Source organism: Nonomuraea aridisoli, assembly GCF_003236395.1.
Classification (GTDB): domain Bacteria; phylum Actinomycetota; class Actinomycetes; order Streptosporangiales; family Streptosporangiaceae; genus Nonomuraea; species Nonomuraea aridisoli.
Map to the genome: position 1 here is coordinate 1 of NZ_POUD01000043.1, position 16,190 is coordinate 16,190.

Sequence of the window (16,190 nt, forward strand, 5' to 3'; positions counted from 1 at the left end):
CTGCTCGGCGGGGGTCTGCGGGGTGGAGGCGGAGTTGTCCGGCTGGTCGGCGACCTGTTCGCGCGGCCTGGACGGCTTCGTCGGCTCCGTGCTCTCGGTCGGCTCCTCGGCGACCTCCTCCTCGTCCTCGACGGGCGTGTCCTCGGGGAACGCCGACTCGGAGGGTGCGCTCACCTCCCCGACGCTCGCGCACCGGCCGCCCGCGCAGGGGTCGTCGGCGGAGGTGCCGGTGAGCATCCAGCCGACGCCCACGCCGACCGCCACCACCGCGGCCGCGGCGACCAGCAGCGTCCTGGTACGGCGGCGCACCTCACGCTCGCCGCGCGGGTGCTCCTCGTAGGAGTCGTCGGACCAGCCCGAGCCCAGGAACCCGCGGCGGGGCCGGTCGTCGTCATCGGCGTCGTAGCCGCGGTCGAGCGGGAGGTAGTGCGGCTCACCCTCCACCGGGTACGCCCCGCTGTCCTCGTCGCGCCGCCCGGACTCGCGGGAGTCGCCGGGGTCGTGGCCCGCGCCCGGCATCATGCTCGTGCCGAGCACGTCGTCGTTCCCCGCGCCCCGCACGTCATGGGGCCCGCTCGGCCCGTCATGAGCTCCGCCGGCGCCGCCCAGGACGTCATGGGACGGGTTCCCTCCGCTCAGCACGTCGGGAGAGGAGCTCGCACCGCTCAGCACGTCGTGAGAGGAATTGCCACCGCCCAGGACGTCATGCGACGCGCTCCCGCCGCCCAGCACGTCGTGGGACGAACTTCCGCCCCCCAGCACGTCGTACGGCGCCGGGCCGTCGAGCACGTCGCGCACACCCTCACCCGGACGCGGCTCGGCCGGCTTGTCCGGCGGCAGGATGTAGGTCTCGTTGCCGGAGACCTGGATGGCGGGCTGCTCGTCGGTGTCCTCGGTGCTCCACCGCGGCGACAGCACGTCCCCCGTCATGTCGGGGTTCGACGACCTACCCTGCCCATCCTCGTACGACCTGTCGTTCTCGTCGCGCGCCACGATGGAACCTCTCTCACACGTATTCGGACAGCGCCCTTTCCTAGCAGAATCAACCACACATTGTCCGGAATTTTCACTTGTTTCCCTAAAGTCACTCTCCGTAACACACGCCCCAATGGCATGGGTTTCGTGTGGCATGACGGAGACGTGCCCGATCAGCGCCCCGCGACCGAGGTCACAGGCAGGGATTGGTGCTGGTGTCGACGACCTTGTCCTTGAGCGAGTCGGGGATCGCCGACTGCACCCGCACGCCCGGCCAGTCGGCGCCGATGACGAGCTGGACGACCGGCCCGCCGGGCGCCTTGGCCGCCTTCGCCCCGTACGGCTCCATGGTGAGCGGCTTGATCTTGCCCTCCACCGGCGTGCGCTTGTCCTTCGACAGCCGCGCCGCCACCGCGTCGCCGTACGCGGGCCCGTCCTGGGCGTCCTTCTTGGCGTAGCGGATCGTCGTGGTCGCGGCCGGGGCGGCGTTGCCCACGTGGGTGACGACGAAGCCCTGGGCGGCCAGTTCCTCGGCCACCTGCCCGGCCTTGCCCTGCTCGCCGGTGGCGTTGAGGACCTGCACCCGCACCTGGCTGTGCTCGATCTTGGGCGCGGCGGACTTGCCGGGGACCGGGGCGGCGGTGACCTCGACGTCGTTGCGCACGTTCTCGAAGAAGTTGTCGGCGGCCGGCTGCGCGAACTGCACCCGGTCGGTGTCCGGCGGGTACGGCTCGACGGGCACCGTGATGCCCTTGAGCTCCTTGGCGGTCAGGCCGCGGACGCTGTTGGCGATCTCCAGCATGCGGTCGACCGTGAGCTCCTCGTCCACGGTGACGGCCCCGATGGCGGCCTGGAGGAAGCCGTTCAGCCTGACGGGGTCGGTGAGCAGGCCGCCGTCGGTGACCTTCTCGGCCACCTTGGTGAGAAAGACCTGCTGGCGCTGGATCCGGCTCAGGTCGCTGCCGTCGCCGAGGGAGTAGCGGGTACGGACGTAGCCGAGCGCCTGCTCGCCGTTGACCACGTGCTTGCCGGCGGCGAGCTGGAGCTTGGCCTGCGGGTCGTTGACCGCCTTGGGCAGGCAGATCTCGATGCCGCCGATGGCGTCGATGATCGACTTGAAGCCGGTGAAGTCGACCTTCACGAAATGGTTGATCTTGATGTTGGTGAGCGACTCGAGGGTCTTGATCGTGCAGTTGATGCCGCCGTCGTTGAAGGCGGAGTTGATCTGCCGGATGCCGGCCGGCAGCACGGCGCCGCTCCGGCCCTCGCACTCGGGGATCTGCACCATGGTGTCGCGGGGGAAGCTGATGACCGTGGCGTTGTCGCGGTTGGGGGCGATGTGCAGCAGCATGATCGTGTCGGTGCGCTCGCCCGTGCCCTGTGACTTGGCGCCGTACACCTTGTTGTCGCCGTCGCGGGAGTCGGAGCCGACGAGCAGCACGTTGAGCGCGCCGGTCTCGGGCGGACGGTTCGAGCCCGGCTCGATCGGCACGGTGACCAGGCCGCTCAGGAGGTAGCGGTAGTAGCCGTACGCGCCGAGCAGGCCGGCCACCAGCACGACCGTCATCACCACGCTCACCCACCCGAGCGGGGTCAGCCGGTTGCGCGGCGGCCCGGGTCGGCCTCTGCCCCGTCGCTCCGGCGGCGCAGGCGGTGGAGCGACCCGGCGGCCGAGGTCCGCGTCGTCCCGCTGCCCTCTCACGCTGTCCACTCCTCGAACCATGATCGCGAAGCATACTCACCGGCCGGAGCGCGCGAGGGCGACTCCGGCGACAAAGCCGGCCCGCCGCTCCGTCATCACCAGGAACGTGGCTGCCCGGACACCCCTCCGTCACCAGGTCCGAAGGGAAGTCCCCCCGCGCCGATGGTAGACGCGCGCCGCGCGATCAGCGAGGGCTCCATGCAAAGCCGACGAATTCCAGGCGCCATGACACACGGTGACGTCATCATGACGTTCATGCTGTTGACCGAGATGACGCCCCTCCCCGGCGCCCGCGACGTCGCCGGCCTGCGGGCCGGGGCCGACGCCGCCCGCCGCCGAGCCTTCGTCGCCGTCATCGCCTCGATCGCGCTGCTGGCCACCACCCAGTTACTGGCCGAGCGGGCCCCGACCAGGGAGCAGACGCTGCCGCTGGCCGTGCTGGCGCTGGCCGTCTTCGCCGCCGCGCTCCCGGCGCTGGCCGTCACCCAGTACGTCTGGGGCCTGCGCGCCCGCCGGGTCCGGCGGCGCGAACACGAGCTGTACGGCATGGCCCGTTCGGGCCGGGCCCGCCCGCTGACCCGGCTGGCCGTCGCCTGCGGCTGGACGGTGACGCTGCTGCTCGGCTGGACCCTGCCGCGCTTCTTCCACGAGTCCGCCCTGCACACCTTCGCCGACGCGCTGAGCTGGGCCGTCGAGGCCCTGTCGGTCGTCAGCGTCGGCGCGGGGGTGTCGTTCGCGCTGTGGTGGGCACGGGACGTCGTGGGGATACTGGCGCGTGCCGTGCGCTCGGACGGATCACCTGGCGATCCGTGGGATCCGGGTCGCGGCGCGCGCCCCCGCGTGGGCCCGGCACTCAGGACGGGCGCGGTCCTCGTGGTCGCGGCCCTGGTCGCGGCCCGCGCGCACCTCTGGGAGCCGGCCTCGTGGCTGGTCTACCTGCTGGTCACGGCGGCCCTCGTCTGCGCGGTAGTTACCGACGAGTAGCATTGGGCGCGGAACCACATCCAGCAACGAGGAGCGAATCCGTGCCTTCCTCTCGTGACGTCGTGTTCGTCGACGGCGTTCGCACGCCTTTCGGCAGGTCGGGGCCGAAGGGGCTGTACGCCGAGACCCGCGCCGACGACCTGGTCGTCCGGGTCATCCGCGAGCTCATCCGGCGTAACCCCAACCTGCCGCCCGAGCGGGTGGACGAGGTCGCCATCGCCGCGACCACCCAGATCGGCGACCAGGGACTGACCATCGGACGCTCGGCGGCGGTGCTGGCCGGGCTGCCCAAGACCGTGCCCGGCTACGCCATCGACCGCATGTGCGCGGGCGCGATGACCGCCGTCACCACGGTCGCGGGCGGCATCGCGTTCGGCGCGTACGACGTCGCCATCGCGGGCGGCGTCGAGCACATGGGCCGCCACCCGATGGGCGAGGGCGTCGACCCCAACCCGCGCTTCCTGTCGGAGAAGCTCGTCGACCCGAGCGCGCTGGTCATGGGCATGACCGCGGAGAACCTGCACGACCGCTACCCGCAGATCACCAAGGAGCGCGCGGACGCGTACGCGGTGCTGTCGCAGGAGAGGGCGGCCAAGGCGTACGCCGACGGCAAGATCCAGCCGGACCTGGTGCCGACCGCGATCCGGACGGCCGAGAAGGGCTGGGGTCTGGCGGTCGAGGACGAGGCGCCGCGACCCGGCACCACGATGGAGGCGCTGAGCGGGCTGAAGACGCCGTTCCGGCCGCACGGCCACGTCACGGCGGGCAACTCCTCGGGCATCAACGACGGCGCCACCGGCTGCGTCGTGGCCGCCGCCGACGTCGCGGCCGAACTGGGCCTCACGCCGAAGATGCGGCTGGTGTCGTACGCGTTCGCGGGCGTGGACCCGGAGGTCATGGGCGTGGGGCCGATCCCGTCCACGGAGCGGGCGCTCCGCCTGGCGGGTCTTGATATTTCGGATATCGGGCTGTTCGAGATCAACGAGGCGTTCGCCGTTCAGGTGCTGGCATTCCTCGACCACTTCGGCATCGCCGAGGACGACCCCCGCGTCAACCCGTACGGCGGCGCGATCGCCTACGGCCACCCGCTCGCCTCCTCCGGCGTGCGGCTGATGACGCAGCTCGCCCGGCAGTTCGGCGAGCGTCCCGACGTGCGCTACGGCATCACCACCATGTGCGTCGGCATGGGCATGGGCGGCACTGTGATCTGGGAGAACCTGGCATGAGCGGTATCGAGACCTGGCGCGCGCTGCTCGGCGAGCGCAACCCCGACGAAGTCGTCACCACGGCGCTGGTGCGCGACGTGCAGCTGCCCGGCGGGGCCGGCACGATGGCGCTGATCACGCTGGACAACGGCTTCGACCACACCAAGCCCAACACGTTCGGCACGCGCGGTCTGCTCGCGCTGAACGGCGCGCTGTCGGAGATCGCCACCCGCACCGACCTGGCCGCGGTCGGCGTGACGGGCAAGCCGTTCGTCTTCGCCGTCGGCGCCGACCTCAAGGGCGCGGCCGAGGTGACCTCCCGCGAGGAGGCGCTGGCCATCGCGCAGCTCGGCCACCATGTGTTCCGGCGGCTGGGCGAGCTGCCGATCCCGTCGTTCGCGTTCGTCAACGGCGCGGCCATGGGCGGCGGCCTGGAGGTCGCGCTGCACTGCGCGTACCGGACGATCTCCTCGGGCGTGCCGGCGCTGGCGCTGCCGGAGTGCTCGCTCGGCCTGGTGCCGGGCTGGGGAGGCACGCAGCTGCTGCCCCGCCTGATCGGCCCGGCGAACGCGATCAAGCTGATCATCGAGAACCCGCTGGCGCAGAACCGCATGATCAAGGGCGCGCAGGCGTACGAGCTGGGCATCGCCGACGCGATGTTCGAGCCGGCCGACTTCCTGGAGGAGTCGCTGCGCTGGGCCGCCCGGGTGCTCAAGGGCGAGGTGAGCGTCGAGCGGCCGTCCCACGACGGGTGGGAGAAGGCGGTCGCCGACGCCCGTTTCCTGGTGGACATGAAGCTGCACGGGGCCGCGCCGGCGCCGTACCGGGCGCTCGACCTCATCGCGCTGGCCGAGACCGCCACCCCTGACGAGGGCTTCGCCGCCGAGGACGAGGCGCTGGCCGACCTGCTCATGAGCGACGAGCTGCGGGCCGGGCTCTACGCCTTCGACCTGGTGCAGCGCCGCGCCAAGCGGCCGGTGGGCGCGCCGGACAGGTCGCTGGCCCGCAAGGTCGGCAAGGTCGGCGTGGTGGGCGCGGGCCTGATGGCCTCGCAGATGGCGCTGCTGTTCGCCCGCCGGCTGGAGGTCCCGGTCGTGCTGACCGACCTCGACCAGGCCCGGCTCGACAAGGGCGTCGGCTACGTGCACGCCGAGGTCGACAAGCTGCTGGCCAAGGGCCGCGTCTCGGCCGACCAGGCCAACCGGCTCAAGGCGCTGGTGACCGGCTCGCTGACAAAGGACGCCTTCGCCGACGCCGACTTCGTCATCGAGGCCGTCTTCGAGGACATGGCGGTCAAGAAGCAGGTGTTCGCCGAGGTCGAGGCGGTGGTGTCGGCGGAGTGCGTGCTCGCCACCAACACCTCCTCGTTGTCGCTCACCGAGATGGGCGCCGACCTCGCCCGCCCGGAACGGCTCGTCGGCTTCCACTTCTTCAACCCGGTCGCCGTCATGCCGCTGCTGGAGATCATCCGCGGCGCCGCGACCGACGACGCCACGCTGGCCACGGCGTTCGCGGTCGGCAAGTCGCTGAAGAAGTCGTCGGTGCTGGTCAAGGACGCCCCGGCGTTCGTGGTGAACCGGCTGCTGACCCGCTTCATGGGCGAGGTCATCAGCGCCGTGGACGAGGGCACTCCGCTGGAGACGGCCGAGCACGCGCTCGACGGGCTCGGGCTGCCGATGACGCCGTTCGCGCTGCTGCAGCTCGTCGGCCCGGCGGTCGGCCTGCACGTGGCCGAGACGCTGCACGAGGCGTTCCCCGACCGCTTCGGCCTGTCGGAGAACCTCGCCAAGCTGGTCGCGGCGGGCAAGCCGGGCGTCTACCGGCCGGACTTCACGCTCGACCCGGAGGCGGTGGCGCTGTTCGAGGGCGGCGCGGCCCCGTCCACCGCCGAGCAGGTGCGCGAGCGGGTGCTGCGCGCGCTGGCCACGGAGATCCGCATCATGCTGGACGAAGGCGTAGTGGCCGCGCCGGAGGACATCGACCTGTGCATGATCCTCGGCGCCGGCTGGCCGTTCCACCTGGGCGGGATCACGCCGTACCTGGACAGGACGGGCATCTCCCAGCCCCGTTTCCTCGCGCCCGGGGTGGCGTCCGTCCCCGCCTGATCTGGGGCTCCCGGTTTTGGAGGCTCGCGCGGCGGGCCTCCGCTCCGGGTTGTGTACTCTCTCGTAGCGTTCCGTGCCGACCTACGAACGGAGAGTAACCATGCTGAGAGCAGCCGGTGCGATCGCGATCTGCGGAGCCGTCCTGCTGGGCTCGTCCCCCGCCCTGGCCGCGCCGCCGCCGAAGGTGCAGGTCAAGGTCGTCTACGCGGTCAAGGGCGGGGAGACCAAGTCGGTCTGGCTGCACTGCGGGCCCACCGGCGGCGACCACCCCCACGCCCGCGCGGCCTGCCGTCTGCTGGAGAAGGTCAAGGGCCAGCCGGGCGAGCTCAACCTCAAGACGGCCGCGGCCTGCAAGAAGGAGCTCAAGCCGCACGCCGCCGCGGTCGTCGGCCGGTGGAACGGCCAGGTGCTGAAGTGGGGCAAGGTCTACGCCAACGCCTGCCACATGCGGGCGGCCACCGGGGCGCTCTTCGCGCTCTGACGCGGGCCGGGCGCCCCCCGGTTCTCCCCCCGGGGCGGGCGCCGGCCCGTCGTCATGAGCACGGCGTCATGAGCACGGCGTCATGAGCACGGCGTCATGGGCACGGCGTCATGAGCGCGTCTTCTGCCACGGCATCGCCGTCCGGCTGTGCCAGTAGCCGTAGGTGAAGTAGAGCACCACGCCGATGACCATCCACACGAGGAACCTCACCCACGTCTGCGCCGGCAGGTTGAGCATCAGATAGAGGCAGGCCAGCACCGACAGGATCGGCAGCAGCGGCACCAGCGGCGCCTTGAACGCCCGCGGCAGGTCGGGGCGCGTCTTCCGCAACACGATCACCCCCGCCGAGACCACCACGAACGCGAACAACGTCCCGATGTTGACCAGCTCGGCGAGCTCCCCGAACGACACGAACCCGGCCAGCGCCATGGTGACCGCCCCGATGATGATCGTGAGGCGGGCCGGGGTGCCGAAGCGCGGGTTGACGGTGGCCAGCGAGCGCGGCAGCAGCCCGTCGCGGCACATCGCGAACAACACCCGGGTCTGGCCGAGCAGCAGCACCAGCACCACGGTCGTCAGACCCGCGATCGCGCCGACGCTGATGATCGTGGCCAGCCAGGCGTGGCCCACCGCGGTGAACGCGTCCGACAGCGGCGCGGACGTGCTCAGCTCGGTGTAGCGCTGCATGCCGACGACGACGAGGGAGACGGCGACGTACAGGACGGTGCAGATGGCCAGGGAGCCGAGGATGCCGCGCGGCACGTCACGCTGCGGCTCGATGGTCTCCTCCGCGGCCGTGGCCACGATGTCGAAGCCGATGAACGCGAAGAACACGATCGCGGCGGCGGAGAAGATGCCGATGACGCCGAACGCGACCGGCGTGATGCCGAACAGCAGCTGGATGAGCGGCGCCTTGAGGCCCTCCACGCGCTGCGTGGCCACCGCCTCGGGGATGAACGGGGTGTAGTTGGCGGCCTTGACGAAGAACAGGCCGGCGACGATGACCAGCAGCACCACCGCGATCTTCGTGATCACCAGGATGAGGTTGACCCGCGAGGACAGCTTGATCCCGGCCACCAGGATCACGGTGAGGGCGAGCACGATCAGCATGGCCGGCACGTTGACGACCGGGTTCTCGCCCGCGATGGAGGCGGGCAGGTCGAGGCCGATGGACGACAACATGGAGGCGACGTAGCCGGACCAGCCGACCGACACCACGGCGGCGGCCAGCGCCAGCTCCAGCAGCAGGTCCCAGCCGATGATCCAGGCGGGGAACTCGCCCAGCGTGGCGAAGGAGAAGGTGTAGGCGGAACCGGCGACGGGGATGGTGGAGGCGAATTCCGCGTAGCACAGGGCGGCCAGCCCGCACACGACGCCGGCGACGATGAACGAGATCGCCACGGCGGGCCCGGCCAGCTCTTTGGCGACCTGCCCCGTGAGCACGAAGATTCCGGTGCCGACGATCACACCGATGCCGAAGACGGTGAGGTCGGTGGCGGTCAGGCGCTTTCGCAGCTGGTGCTCGGGGTCTTCTGTGTCGCGGATCGACTGTTCGACGGTCTTCGTGCGAAAGATGTCCACGCTCGGCGATCCTTCCCACACCGGGGGTGATCATTCCCTTGGGAGCGCGGGATTCCCTTGTCTCTCGGGGATCCGAGACCGGGACCGGTCGGACCGGCCCCGGCTGGTTCGTCAGCTGCGGGCGGGCTCCACGGGGGAGGTGCGCTTGGCGACGGCCTCGGTGATCTGACGGGCGAGGTCCTGCCCGGTCAGCCCGATGCGGCCGAGGATCGCGGCCCGCTTGGCGTGGTCGAGGAAGCGCTGCGGGATGCCGAAGGTGCGCACGGGCACGTCGACGTCGGCGTCGCGCAGCAGGCGGGCCACCGCGTCGCCCACGCCGCCCACGCGGCCGTTGTCCTCCACCACGGCCACCAGCTTGTGGGCTCCGGCGGCCAGGGCGAGCGCGTCGTCGAGCGGCTTGACCCAGCGCGGGTCGACCACGGTGGCGGCGATGCCCTGGGCGTCGAGCAGGACCGCGGCGTCCATGCAGACCTGCGCCATGGGGCCGACGCCCACCAGCAGCACGTCGGGCTCGGCCTCGGCGGCGCGCAGGAGGTCCATCTCCCCCAGCTTGCCGACGGCCTCGAGAGGCTCGCCGACGGGGCCCTTGGGGAAGCGCACGACGGTCGGGCCGTCGGAGACCGCCACGGCCTCGCGCAGCAGCTCGGTCAGCCGGTCGCCGTCGCGCGGCACCGCGATCTTGAGCCCCGGCACGACCTGGAGGATCGACAGGTCCCACATGCCGTTGTGGCTGGCGCCGTCGTCGCCCGTGACGCCGGCCCGGTCGAGCACCACCGTGACGGGCAGCCGGTGCAGGGCGACGTCCATCAGCAGCTGGTCGAAGGCGCGGTTGAGGAACGTGGCGTAGACGCCGACGACCGGGTGCATGCCGCCGAGGGCGAGCCCGGCGGCGCTGGTCAGCGCGTGCTGCTCGGCGATGCCGACGTCGTAGATGCGATCGGGGAACGCCTCGGCGAACGCGTTGAGGCCGGTCGGGTGGAGCATGGCGGCGGTGATCGCCACGAGGTCGTCGCGCTCCTTGCCGAGCCGGACGAGCTCCTCGCTGAAGACGTTGGTCCAGCTGCGGCCCTTGGGCTTCTCCGCCCCGGTGGCGCGGTCGAAGGCGCCCGGGGAGTGGAACTGGTCCTCGTCGTGGTTCTCGGCGGGCGTGTAGCCGCGACCCTTCTGGGTGAGGGCGTGCACGATGACGGGGCCGCGGAAGTCGCGGGCCTTGCGCAGCGCCGCCTCCATCGCCTGCTCGTCGTGGCCGTCGATGGGGCCGACGTATTTGAGCCCGAGGTCCTCGAACATCACCTGCGGCGCCAGGACGTCCTTGACGCCCTTCTTGAAGCCGTGCAGGGCGTCGTAGATGACGGGGACGTTGCCGAGCTTGTCCTTGACGTACTCGAGGACGTCCTCGTAGCGGCGGTTGACGCGCAGGGAGGACAGGTGGGAGGCCAGGCCGCCGATCGTGGGCGAGTAGGAGCGGCCGTTGTCGTTGACGACGATGACGACGGGCAGGTCCTTGATCGCGGCGATGTTGTTGAGCGCCTCCCAGGCCATGCCGCCGGTCAGGGCGCCGTCGCCGATGATCGCGACGACCGTGCGGTCGCGCTCGCCGCGCAGCTTGTAGGCCTTGGCCAGGCCGTCGGCGTAGGACAGCGCGGTGGAGGCGTGGGAGTTCTCGACGAAGTCGTGCTCGGACTCGGCCTGGCTCGGGTAGCCGGACAGGCCGCCCTCCTGCTTGAGCGCCTCGAAGCCGGCGGCGCGGCCGGTGAGCAGCTTGTGCACGTACGCCTGGTGGCCGGTGTCCCACACGACGGGGTCGTACGGCGAGTCGAAGACGCGGTGGACGGCGATGGTGAGCTCCACCACGCCGAGGTTGGGCCCCAGGTGGCCGCCGAACCTGGCGCAGGAGTCGACGAGCAGGTCACGGATCTCCCCCGCGAGCCGCGGCAACTCCTCGACAGTCAGCCGTTTGACGTCCTGCGGTCCCTTGATCGAGCCCAGCAACCCGCTCACGGATCCGACTCCCCTCTGCTCTTGTTCGCCGACCTCCCAGAGTCTAGTTCGCAAAGACCCCGTTGACTCCATCGCGTCAAAGTGCGCACACGTATGTCCGATCTTGACCTAGTCTTGCGGACCATATGAATTCCGTCACCAAGGGCAAACTGGCAGCAATCGTGGCCGCCGTCGCGGCTCTGGCCGTGGCGTCGGCCGCCCTGGTGGTGGTGCTGGCCGACGTGATGGCCAACGGGGCCACGACCTCGGCCGCGGGCCCGTCGGCCGCGGCCGGGCAGTCCGCCGCACCGCCCCCGCAGCACCCGGCGGGGCAGAGGCAGGGGGGCGGCGCCGCGCAGGGCGCGCAGGTCGCGAAGGCGAACCCCCTCTACCGGACCGGCCGGCTCACGGACGTGAACTGCCGGCCGGGCGACCTGCCGGCCGGCAGCATGACGGCGTACCGGCGGTTCCTGACCCGGGTGACGCAGTGCCTGAACAAGGCGTGGGGCGCGCAGTTCCGCAAGGCCGGGCTGCCGTTCACCAAGCCGAAGCTGCGCATCATCACCAGCCGGGTCAGGACGCTCTGCGGGACGTGGAACACCGGCGCCGACGGCGTCTACTGCTCCACCGACCGCACGATCTACCTGATGATCGGCAAGGACCAGTTACGCAACCCCTTCCCGCTCGGCATCAGCCGCCTGGTCGCCCACGAGTACGGCCACCACGTGCAGCAGGTCTCCGGCATCTGGGGCTACTACTGGGCCGCGCGCACGATCGCCGGCAAGGCCAGGCGGCTGCAGCTGTCGCGCAACTCCGAGCTGCAGGCCGAGTGCTTCTCGGCGGTCTTCATGAGCACCATGAAGGGCACGCCGCTGGTCACCGACGCCGACTGGGCGTACACGGTCGACTGGTTCAGGAAGAACGGCGCCAAGGGCTGGCCGCAGAACGACCACGGCAAGGGCCCCACGCAGGCGGCGTGGATGACGCGCGGCTTCAACCGGGGCACGCCCGGCGCCTGCAACACCTGGGCCGCCAGCCCCCGCAACGTGACGTGAGCCGCCCGCTCCACGATCGGCCGGGAAACGTCTAAGATCCGCGATCGTGCGCACCTTCCTCCTGGCGCCGCTCCTGTGCCGATCCGCGACCTTGGGCGCGATCCTGTCGGTGATCTTGAGCGTGACCGTGCCCGCGCCGGCCCTGGCGGCCCCCGGGCCCGGGCGCGGCGGCGGGCTGATGGGCGTGATGGGCGGGGAGGTGGTCCCGCAGGACTGCGCGGTCCCCGCGATCCGGGCGGGCCGGATGACCTCGCTCCGGTCCTTCCACCGGGCGATGGCCGAGTGCGCCGACCGTTTCTGGGCGGGGCGGTTCGCCGCGGCCGGGCTGGCGTACACGCCGCCCGCGGTGCAGATCACGACCGGGGACGACTCGGTCTGCGGGGCGATCACCGGCAGCGGCGCGCAGTACTGCCCGCAGCAGCGCACGATCGTGATCCGCGTCACCGAGGAGGACGTGCGCGAGCCGTTCAGGATGAACCTGGCGCATTCGGTCGCCCACGAGTGGGGCCACCACGTGCAGGGCCTCATCGGGGTGTTGTCCGCGCAGAGCGCCCTGTACGGCGCCGCCTCCGACGACGCCCGCCGGCTGCTGAACCACCGGCTGGAGATGCAGGCCGAGTGCTTCGCCGGCGTCTTCTACAGTGCCGCGCTCGACTCGATCGACCCCGGCATCGGGTGGGAGGCGTGGATGGACGCGGTCCGCCTGGCCGACGAGAGCGACATCCACGGCAAGCCGCGCAACCTGGCGTTCTGGCAGAACCGCGGCTACCGGGGCGGTGCCACGGGCTTCTGCAACACGTGGACGGCCGGCCGCGACAAGATCACCTGAGATCTCAGGCGTGCGCCCGCGCCAGCACCTCCAGCGGGTCGGACAGCACGTTGGAGAAGGCCAGCTCGGCGGCGCCCACGAGGGTGGCGGCGTCGCCCAGCGAGGAGGTGCGCAGGCGCAGGCGCTCGCGCTGCGGCGCCATCGCGTGCAGAGCCAGCTGGCTGCGGACCTGGGCCGCCGAGCCGAGGTAGATCTCCCGCAGCATGCCCCCGAAGACGACCATCTCGGGGTTGAAGATGTTCACCAGGTTCGCCACCCCGAGGCCGAGCCACTCGCCGACCCGGTTGAGCGCCTCCTGGGCCACGATGTCGCCGCGGTCGGCGGCCTCCACGACGGCCCGGACGGCGTCGCGGCCCTGCTGCCGGCCGAAGCGGCCGGCCGACTCCAGCAGCGCCCGCTCCCCCACCTCGGCCTCCAGGCAGCCGTGGGAGCCGCAGCCGCAGGCCCGGCCGCCGGGGTTGACCACCATGTGGCCGACCTCGCCGCCGTAGCCCTCGTGTCCGCCGAGCAGGTGGCCGCCCGCGATGATGCCGCCGCCGATGCCCACGTCGCCGTGCAGGTAGATGAGGTCGCGCACGGCCGCCCCGACGCCGCGGCTGTGCTCGGCCAGGGCGCCCAGGTTGGCGTCGTTGCCGACGCTGACCGGCAGGCCGAGGCCGAGCCGGCGGGCGAGCTCCTCCCCGAACGGCACCTCCTCGGCCTTCAGGTTGGGCCCGAACCGCACCACGCCGTCGCCCTTGCGGACCCCGCCCGACACGGCGGCCGCCGCGCCCACGCAGACGGTGTCGGCGGTGGTCTTGCGCCGCATCTGGCGGGCGAAGCCGGCCAGCACCTCGGTCAGCTCGTCCAGCTCGAACGCGCCCCGCTCGCGCACGGCCTCGCGGCGGTCGAGGATCACCCCGCCGAGCCCGACGCGGGCGGCGGCCAGCCGGTCGGGGCCCACGTCGAAGGCGAACACGTAGACCCGGGCCGACTCCGGGCGCACCACGAGCGAGGGCCGCCCGGCGCGGCCCGTCTCGCGCGGCAGCTCCTCGCGCACCAGCCCGGCGGCGGTGAGGTCGGAGGTCAGCGCCATGATCGTGCTGCGGTTGAGCCCCATCCGGTTGGTCAGCTCGGAGCGCGAGATCGGCCCGCCGAGGTGGACATGGCGGAGCAGAGCGCCGAGATTGTGGCGCCTGATGTCCTCCTGCGAGGGGCCGGCACGCATGGTCTGGGGTTCCTTGAAGGGCCGTGGGTCGCTGATCACCTTAGCCCGGCGGCGGACGCCCGTTTGCGCGCCAGGGCGTCGACGCCCGCGGCGAGCAGCAGGACCGACCCGGTGACCAGGTATTTCACGCTGGCACCGTACCCCATGAGGCCCATGCCGTTCTCGATGACGGCCACCACGGCGCCGCCCATCACGGCGTCGAGCACCCGGCCCTTGCCGCCGAACAGGCTCGTGCCGCCGATGACGGCCGCGCCGACGGCGTACAGCAGGACGGAGCTGCCGCCGGTGTTCGGGTCGACGGAGCTGGCCCTGGAGGCGGCCACGATGCCGCCGATCGCGGCCATCGAGGAGCAGATCACGAACGCCATGATCTTGATCCGGTCCACCGGGATGCCCGCCCGGCGGGCCGCCTCGGTGTTGCCGCCCACCGCGTACAGATGACGGCCGAACGAGGTGCGGCGCAGCACCACCGTCCACAGGACCAGCAGCGCCAGGATGATCGGCACCACGATCGGCACGCCGGTCAGCGAGACGAGGTTGGGGTTGCGGCTGCGCTCGAGGTTGAGCGCGGCGACCGCGAGCCCGGCGATGAGCGCCAGCGCGCCGACGCGGACGCCGATCAGCCACGGCGGGTCGGCCACCAGCCCCCGCCTGGTACGGCTCCTGGCGCGGCGGAGCTGGACGGCGGCGTAGATCGCCACGCAGACGAGGTAGAGCGCCCAGCCGAGCCAGGGCGGCAGGTTCCTGTTGGCGATGGCGACGATCATCTCGTCGCGGATGGAGATGTTCGTGCCCTCGTCCACCAGCACCAGCACCAGGCCCTGGAAGGCGAGGAAGGCGGCCAGCGTGACGACGAACGACGGGATGCCGACCTTGGCGACCAGCGTGCCCAGCACGGTGCCGATGACGACGCCGGTGAGGACGGCGGCCAGCATGCACACGTACCAGGGCAGGCCGGCGCTGGTGAGCGTGACGGCGAGCACCGCCGCGCAGACGCCGCTGGCGAAGCCGGCCGACAGGTCGATCTCGCCGATCAGCAGCACGAACACCAGGCCCATGGCGATGAGCGTGACCGCGGCGCCCTGCGTGAACAGGTTGGCGAAGTTGATCGCGGTGAAGAAGGACGGCCGGGCCGTGGTGAAGACCGCGCAGAGCACGACCAGGCCGAGCACGGCCGGCAGCGCTCCCATGTCGCCGCCGCGCACCCGCTGGACGTACGCGACGACGGTGTTCCTGACCGAGGGGGCCTGCGTCGCGGCGACGATGGCCTCACCGGGGAGTTCCTTGACCTTGCTCATGGGGTGACCCCGTTCTTGAGGCCCAGGTCGCCGCTCCGGCCGGAGGTGATGAGCTCGACCACCTGCGCGTGCGTCACGTCGGCGGTCCTGACCTGCGCGGCCATCCTGCCGAGGTAGAGCGCCGCGATCCGGTCGGAGACGGCGAACACGTCGTTCATGTTGTGCGAGATGAGGACCACGGCCAGGCCGGTGTCGGCCAGCCTGCGCACCAGCTCCAGGACCTGCGCGGTCTGGGCGACGCCGAGCGCCGCGGTGGGCTCGTCGAGGATGACGACCTTGCTGTTCCACAGCACGGCCTTGGCGATGGCCACGGTCTGCCGCTGCCCGCCGGACAGGCTGGAGACCTGCTGCCTGATGGACTTGACCGTGCGCACGGACAGCCCGCTGAGGGTGCGCTCGGCCAGCTCCTCCATGGTGTCCTCGTCGAGGAGGAGGCCGTTCTTGCGTTCGCGGCCGAGGAACATGTTCTGGACGATGTCGAGGTTGTCGCACAGGGCGAGGTCCTGGTAGACGATCTCGATGCCCAGCTCGGCCGCGTCGCGCGGGCTGTGCACGTGGACCTCGCGGCCGTCGAAGAACAGCCGGCCCGCGTCGATCGGGTAGATGCCGCCGACGCACTTGACCAGCGTCGACTTGCCCGCGCCGTTGTCGCCGACGAGCGCGGTGACCTCGCCGGCGTAGGCGGAGAACCCGACGTCGTGCAGGACCTTCACCGGACCGAAGCTCTTGTCGATCCCGCGCAGTTCAAGGAGGGGGGTCATGTGGCTCCCTAAACAATGGGTACGGCC

The 16,190-nt window shown here is 71.5% G+C and carries 13 protein-coding genes; 6 read left to right on the plus strand and 7 right to left on the minus strand.

Going from position 1 to position 16,190, the window contains the following annotated elements; genetic code table 11:
* The coding region (locus C1J01_RS13120; protein WP_220039889.1) for a hypothetical protein at positions 1-993 on the minus strand (993 nt) is incomplete at its 3' end.
* 175 nt (positions 994-1,168) lie between these two features.
* Complete coding sequence (locus C1J01_RS13125; protein WP_235854411.1) at positions 1,169-2,677, minus strand: LCP family protein; 1,509 nt, start codon at positions 2,675-2,677, stop codon at positions 1,169-1,171.
* A gap of 255 nt (positions 2,678-2,932) precedes the next feature.
* On the opposite strand from C1J01_RS13125, the gene C1J01_RS13130 reads away from it, so the two are divergent.
* From C1J01_RS13130 to C1J01_RS13145, 4 genes are all read left to right on the plus strand, one after another.
* The gene (locus C1J01_RS13130) at positions 2,933-3,661 is read left to right on the plus strand and encodes a hypothetical protein (protein ID WP_146615580.1); all 729 of its coding nucleotides are present in this window, start codon (positions 2,933-2,935) and stop codon (positions 3,659-3,661) included.
* Positions 3,662-3,723: 62 nt separating this feature from the next.
* Positions 3,724-4,887, plus strand: a complete 1,164-nt coding sequence (locus C1J01_RS13135) for a thiolase family protein (protein WP_438943113.1) — start codon at positions 3,724-3,726, stop codon at positions 4,885-4,887.
* Complete coding sequence (locus tag C1J01_RS13140) at positions 4,884-6,971, plus strand: 3-hydroxyacyl-CoA dehydrogenase NAD-binding domain-containing protein (RefSeq protein WP_111179229.1); 2,088 nt, start codon at positions 4,884-4,886, stop codon at positions 6,969-6,971. The genes C1J01_RS13135 and C1J01_RS13140 overlap by 4 nt, the downstream gene beginning before the upstream one ends.
* Positions 6,972-7,071: 100 nt before the next feature.
* Positions 7,072-7,452 carry an SSI family serine proteinase inhibitor gene (locus C1J01_RS13145; RefSeq protein WP_111179230.1) on the plus strand — a complete coding sequence of 127 codons (381 nt, stop codon included), beginning with the start codon at positions 7,072-7,074 and terminating at the stop codon, positions 7,450-7,452.
* Positions 7,453-7,560: 108 nt separating this feature from the next.
* Here C1J01_RS13145 and C1J01_RS13150 read toward each other — a convergent pair whose 3' ends face one another.
* Together C1J01_RS13150 and dxs are read right to left on the minus strand one after the other, a co-directional pair.
* Entirely contained in the window at positions 7,561-9,033 is a 1,473-nt protein-coding gene (locus C1J01_RS13150; RefSeq protein ID WP_111179231.1) for an amino acid permease, read from the minus strand.
* A 111-nt stretch (positions 9,034-9,144) separates the two neighbouring features.
* On the minus strand, positions 9,145-11,025 hold the full coding sequence (gene dxs, locus C1J01_RS13155) for a 1-deoxy-D-xylulose-5-phosphate synthase (protein ID WP_111179232.1): 1,881 nt from the start codon (positions 11,023-11,025) through the stop codon (positions 9,145-9,147).
* Positions 11,026-11,159: 134 nt separating this feature from the next.
* Here dxs and C1J01_RS13160 point away from each other — a divergent pair, with 134 nt between their 5' ends.
* Together C1J01_RS13160 and C1J01_RS13165 are read left to right on the plus strand one after the other, a co-directional pair.
* Positions 11,160-12,068 carry a neutral zinc metallopeptidase gene (locus tag C1J01_RS13160; RefSeq protein WP_111179233.1) on the plus strand — a complete coding sequence of 303 codons (909 nt, stop codon included), beginning with the start codon at positions 11,160-11,162 and terminating at the stop codon, positions 12,066-12,068.
* Positions 12,069-12,114: 46 nt separating this feature from the next.
* Positions 12,115-12,897, plus strand: a complete 783-nt coding sequence (locus C1J01_RS13165; RefSeq protein ID WP_111179234.1) for a neutral zinc metallopeptidase — start codon at positions 12,115-12,117, stop codon at positions 12,895-12,897.
* Positions 12,898-12,901: 4 nt separating this feature from the next.
* Here C1J01_RS13165 and C1J01_RS13170 read toward each other — a convergent pair whose 3' ends face one another.
* From C1J01_RS13170 to C1J01_RS13180, 3 genes are read right to left on the minus strand one after another with little or no spacing between them, the layout of a single operon-like run.
* The gene (locus C1J01_RS13170; RefSeq protein WP_111179235.1) at positions 12,902-14,104 is read right to left on the minus strand and encodes an ROK family transcriptional regulator; all 1,203 of its coding nucleotides are present in this window, start codon (positions 14,102-14,104) and stop codon (positions 12,902-12,904) included.
* Positions 14,105-14,139: 35 nt separating this feature from the next.
* Positions 14,140-15,402 carry a sugar ABC transporter permease gene (locus tag C1J01_RS13175; protein WP_111179236.1) on the minus strand — a complete coding sequence of 421 codons (1,263 nt, stop codon included), beginning with the start codon at positions 15,400-15,402 and terminating at the stop codon, positions 14,140-14,142.
* On the minus strand, positions 15,399-16,163 hold the full coding sequence (locus C1J01_RS13180; protein WP_111179237.1) for an ATP-binding cassette domain-containing protein: 765 nt from the start codon (positions 16,161-16,163) through the stop codon (positions 15,399-15,401). The genes C1J01_RS13175 and C1J01_RS13180 overlap by 4 nt, the downstream gene beginning before the upstream one ends.
* Positions 16,164-16,190: the final 27 nt, after the last annotated feature.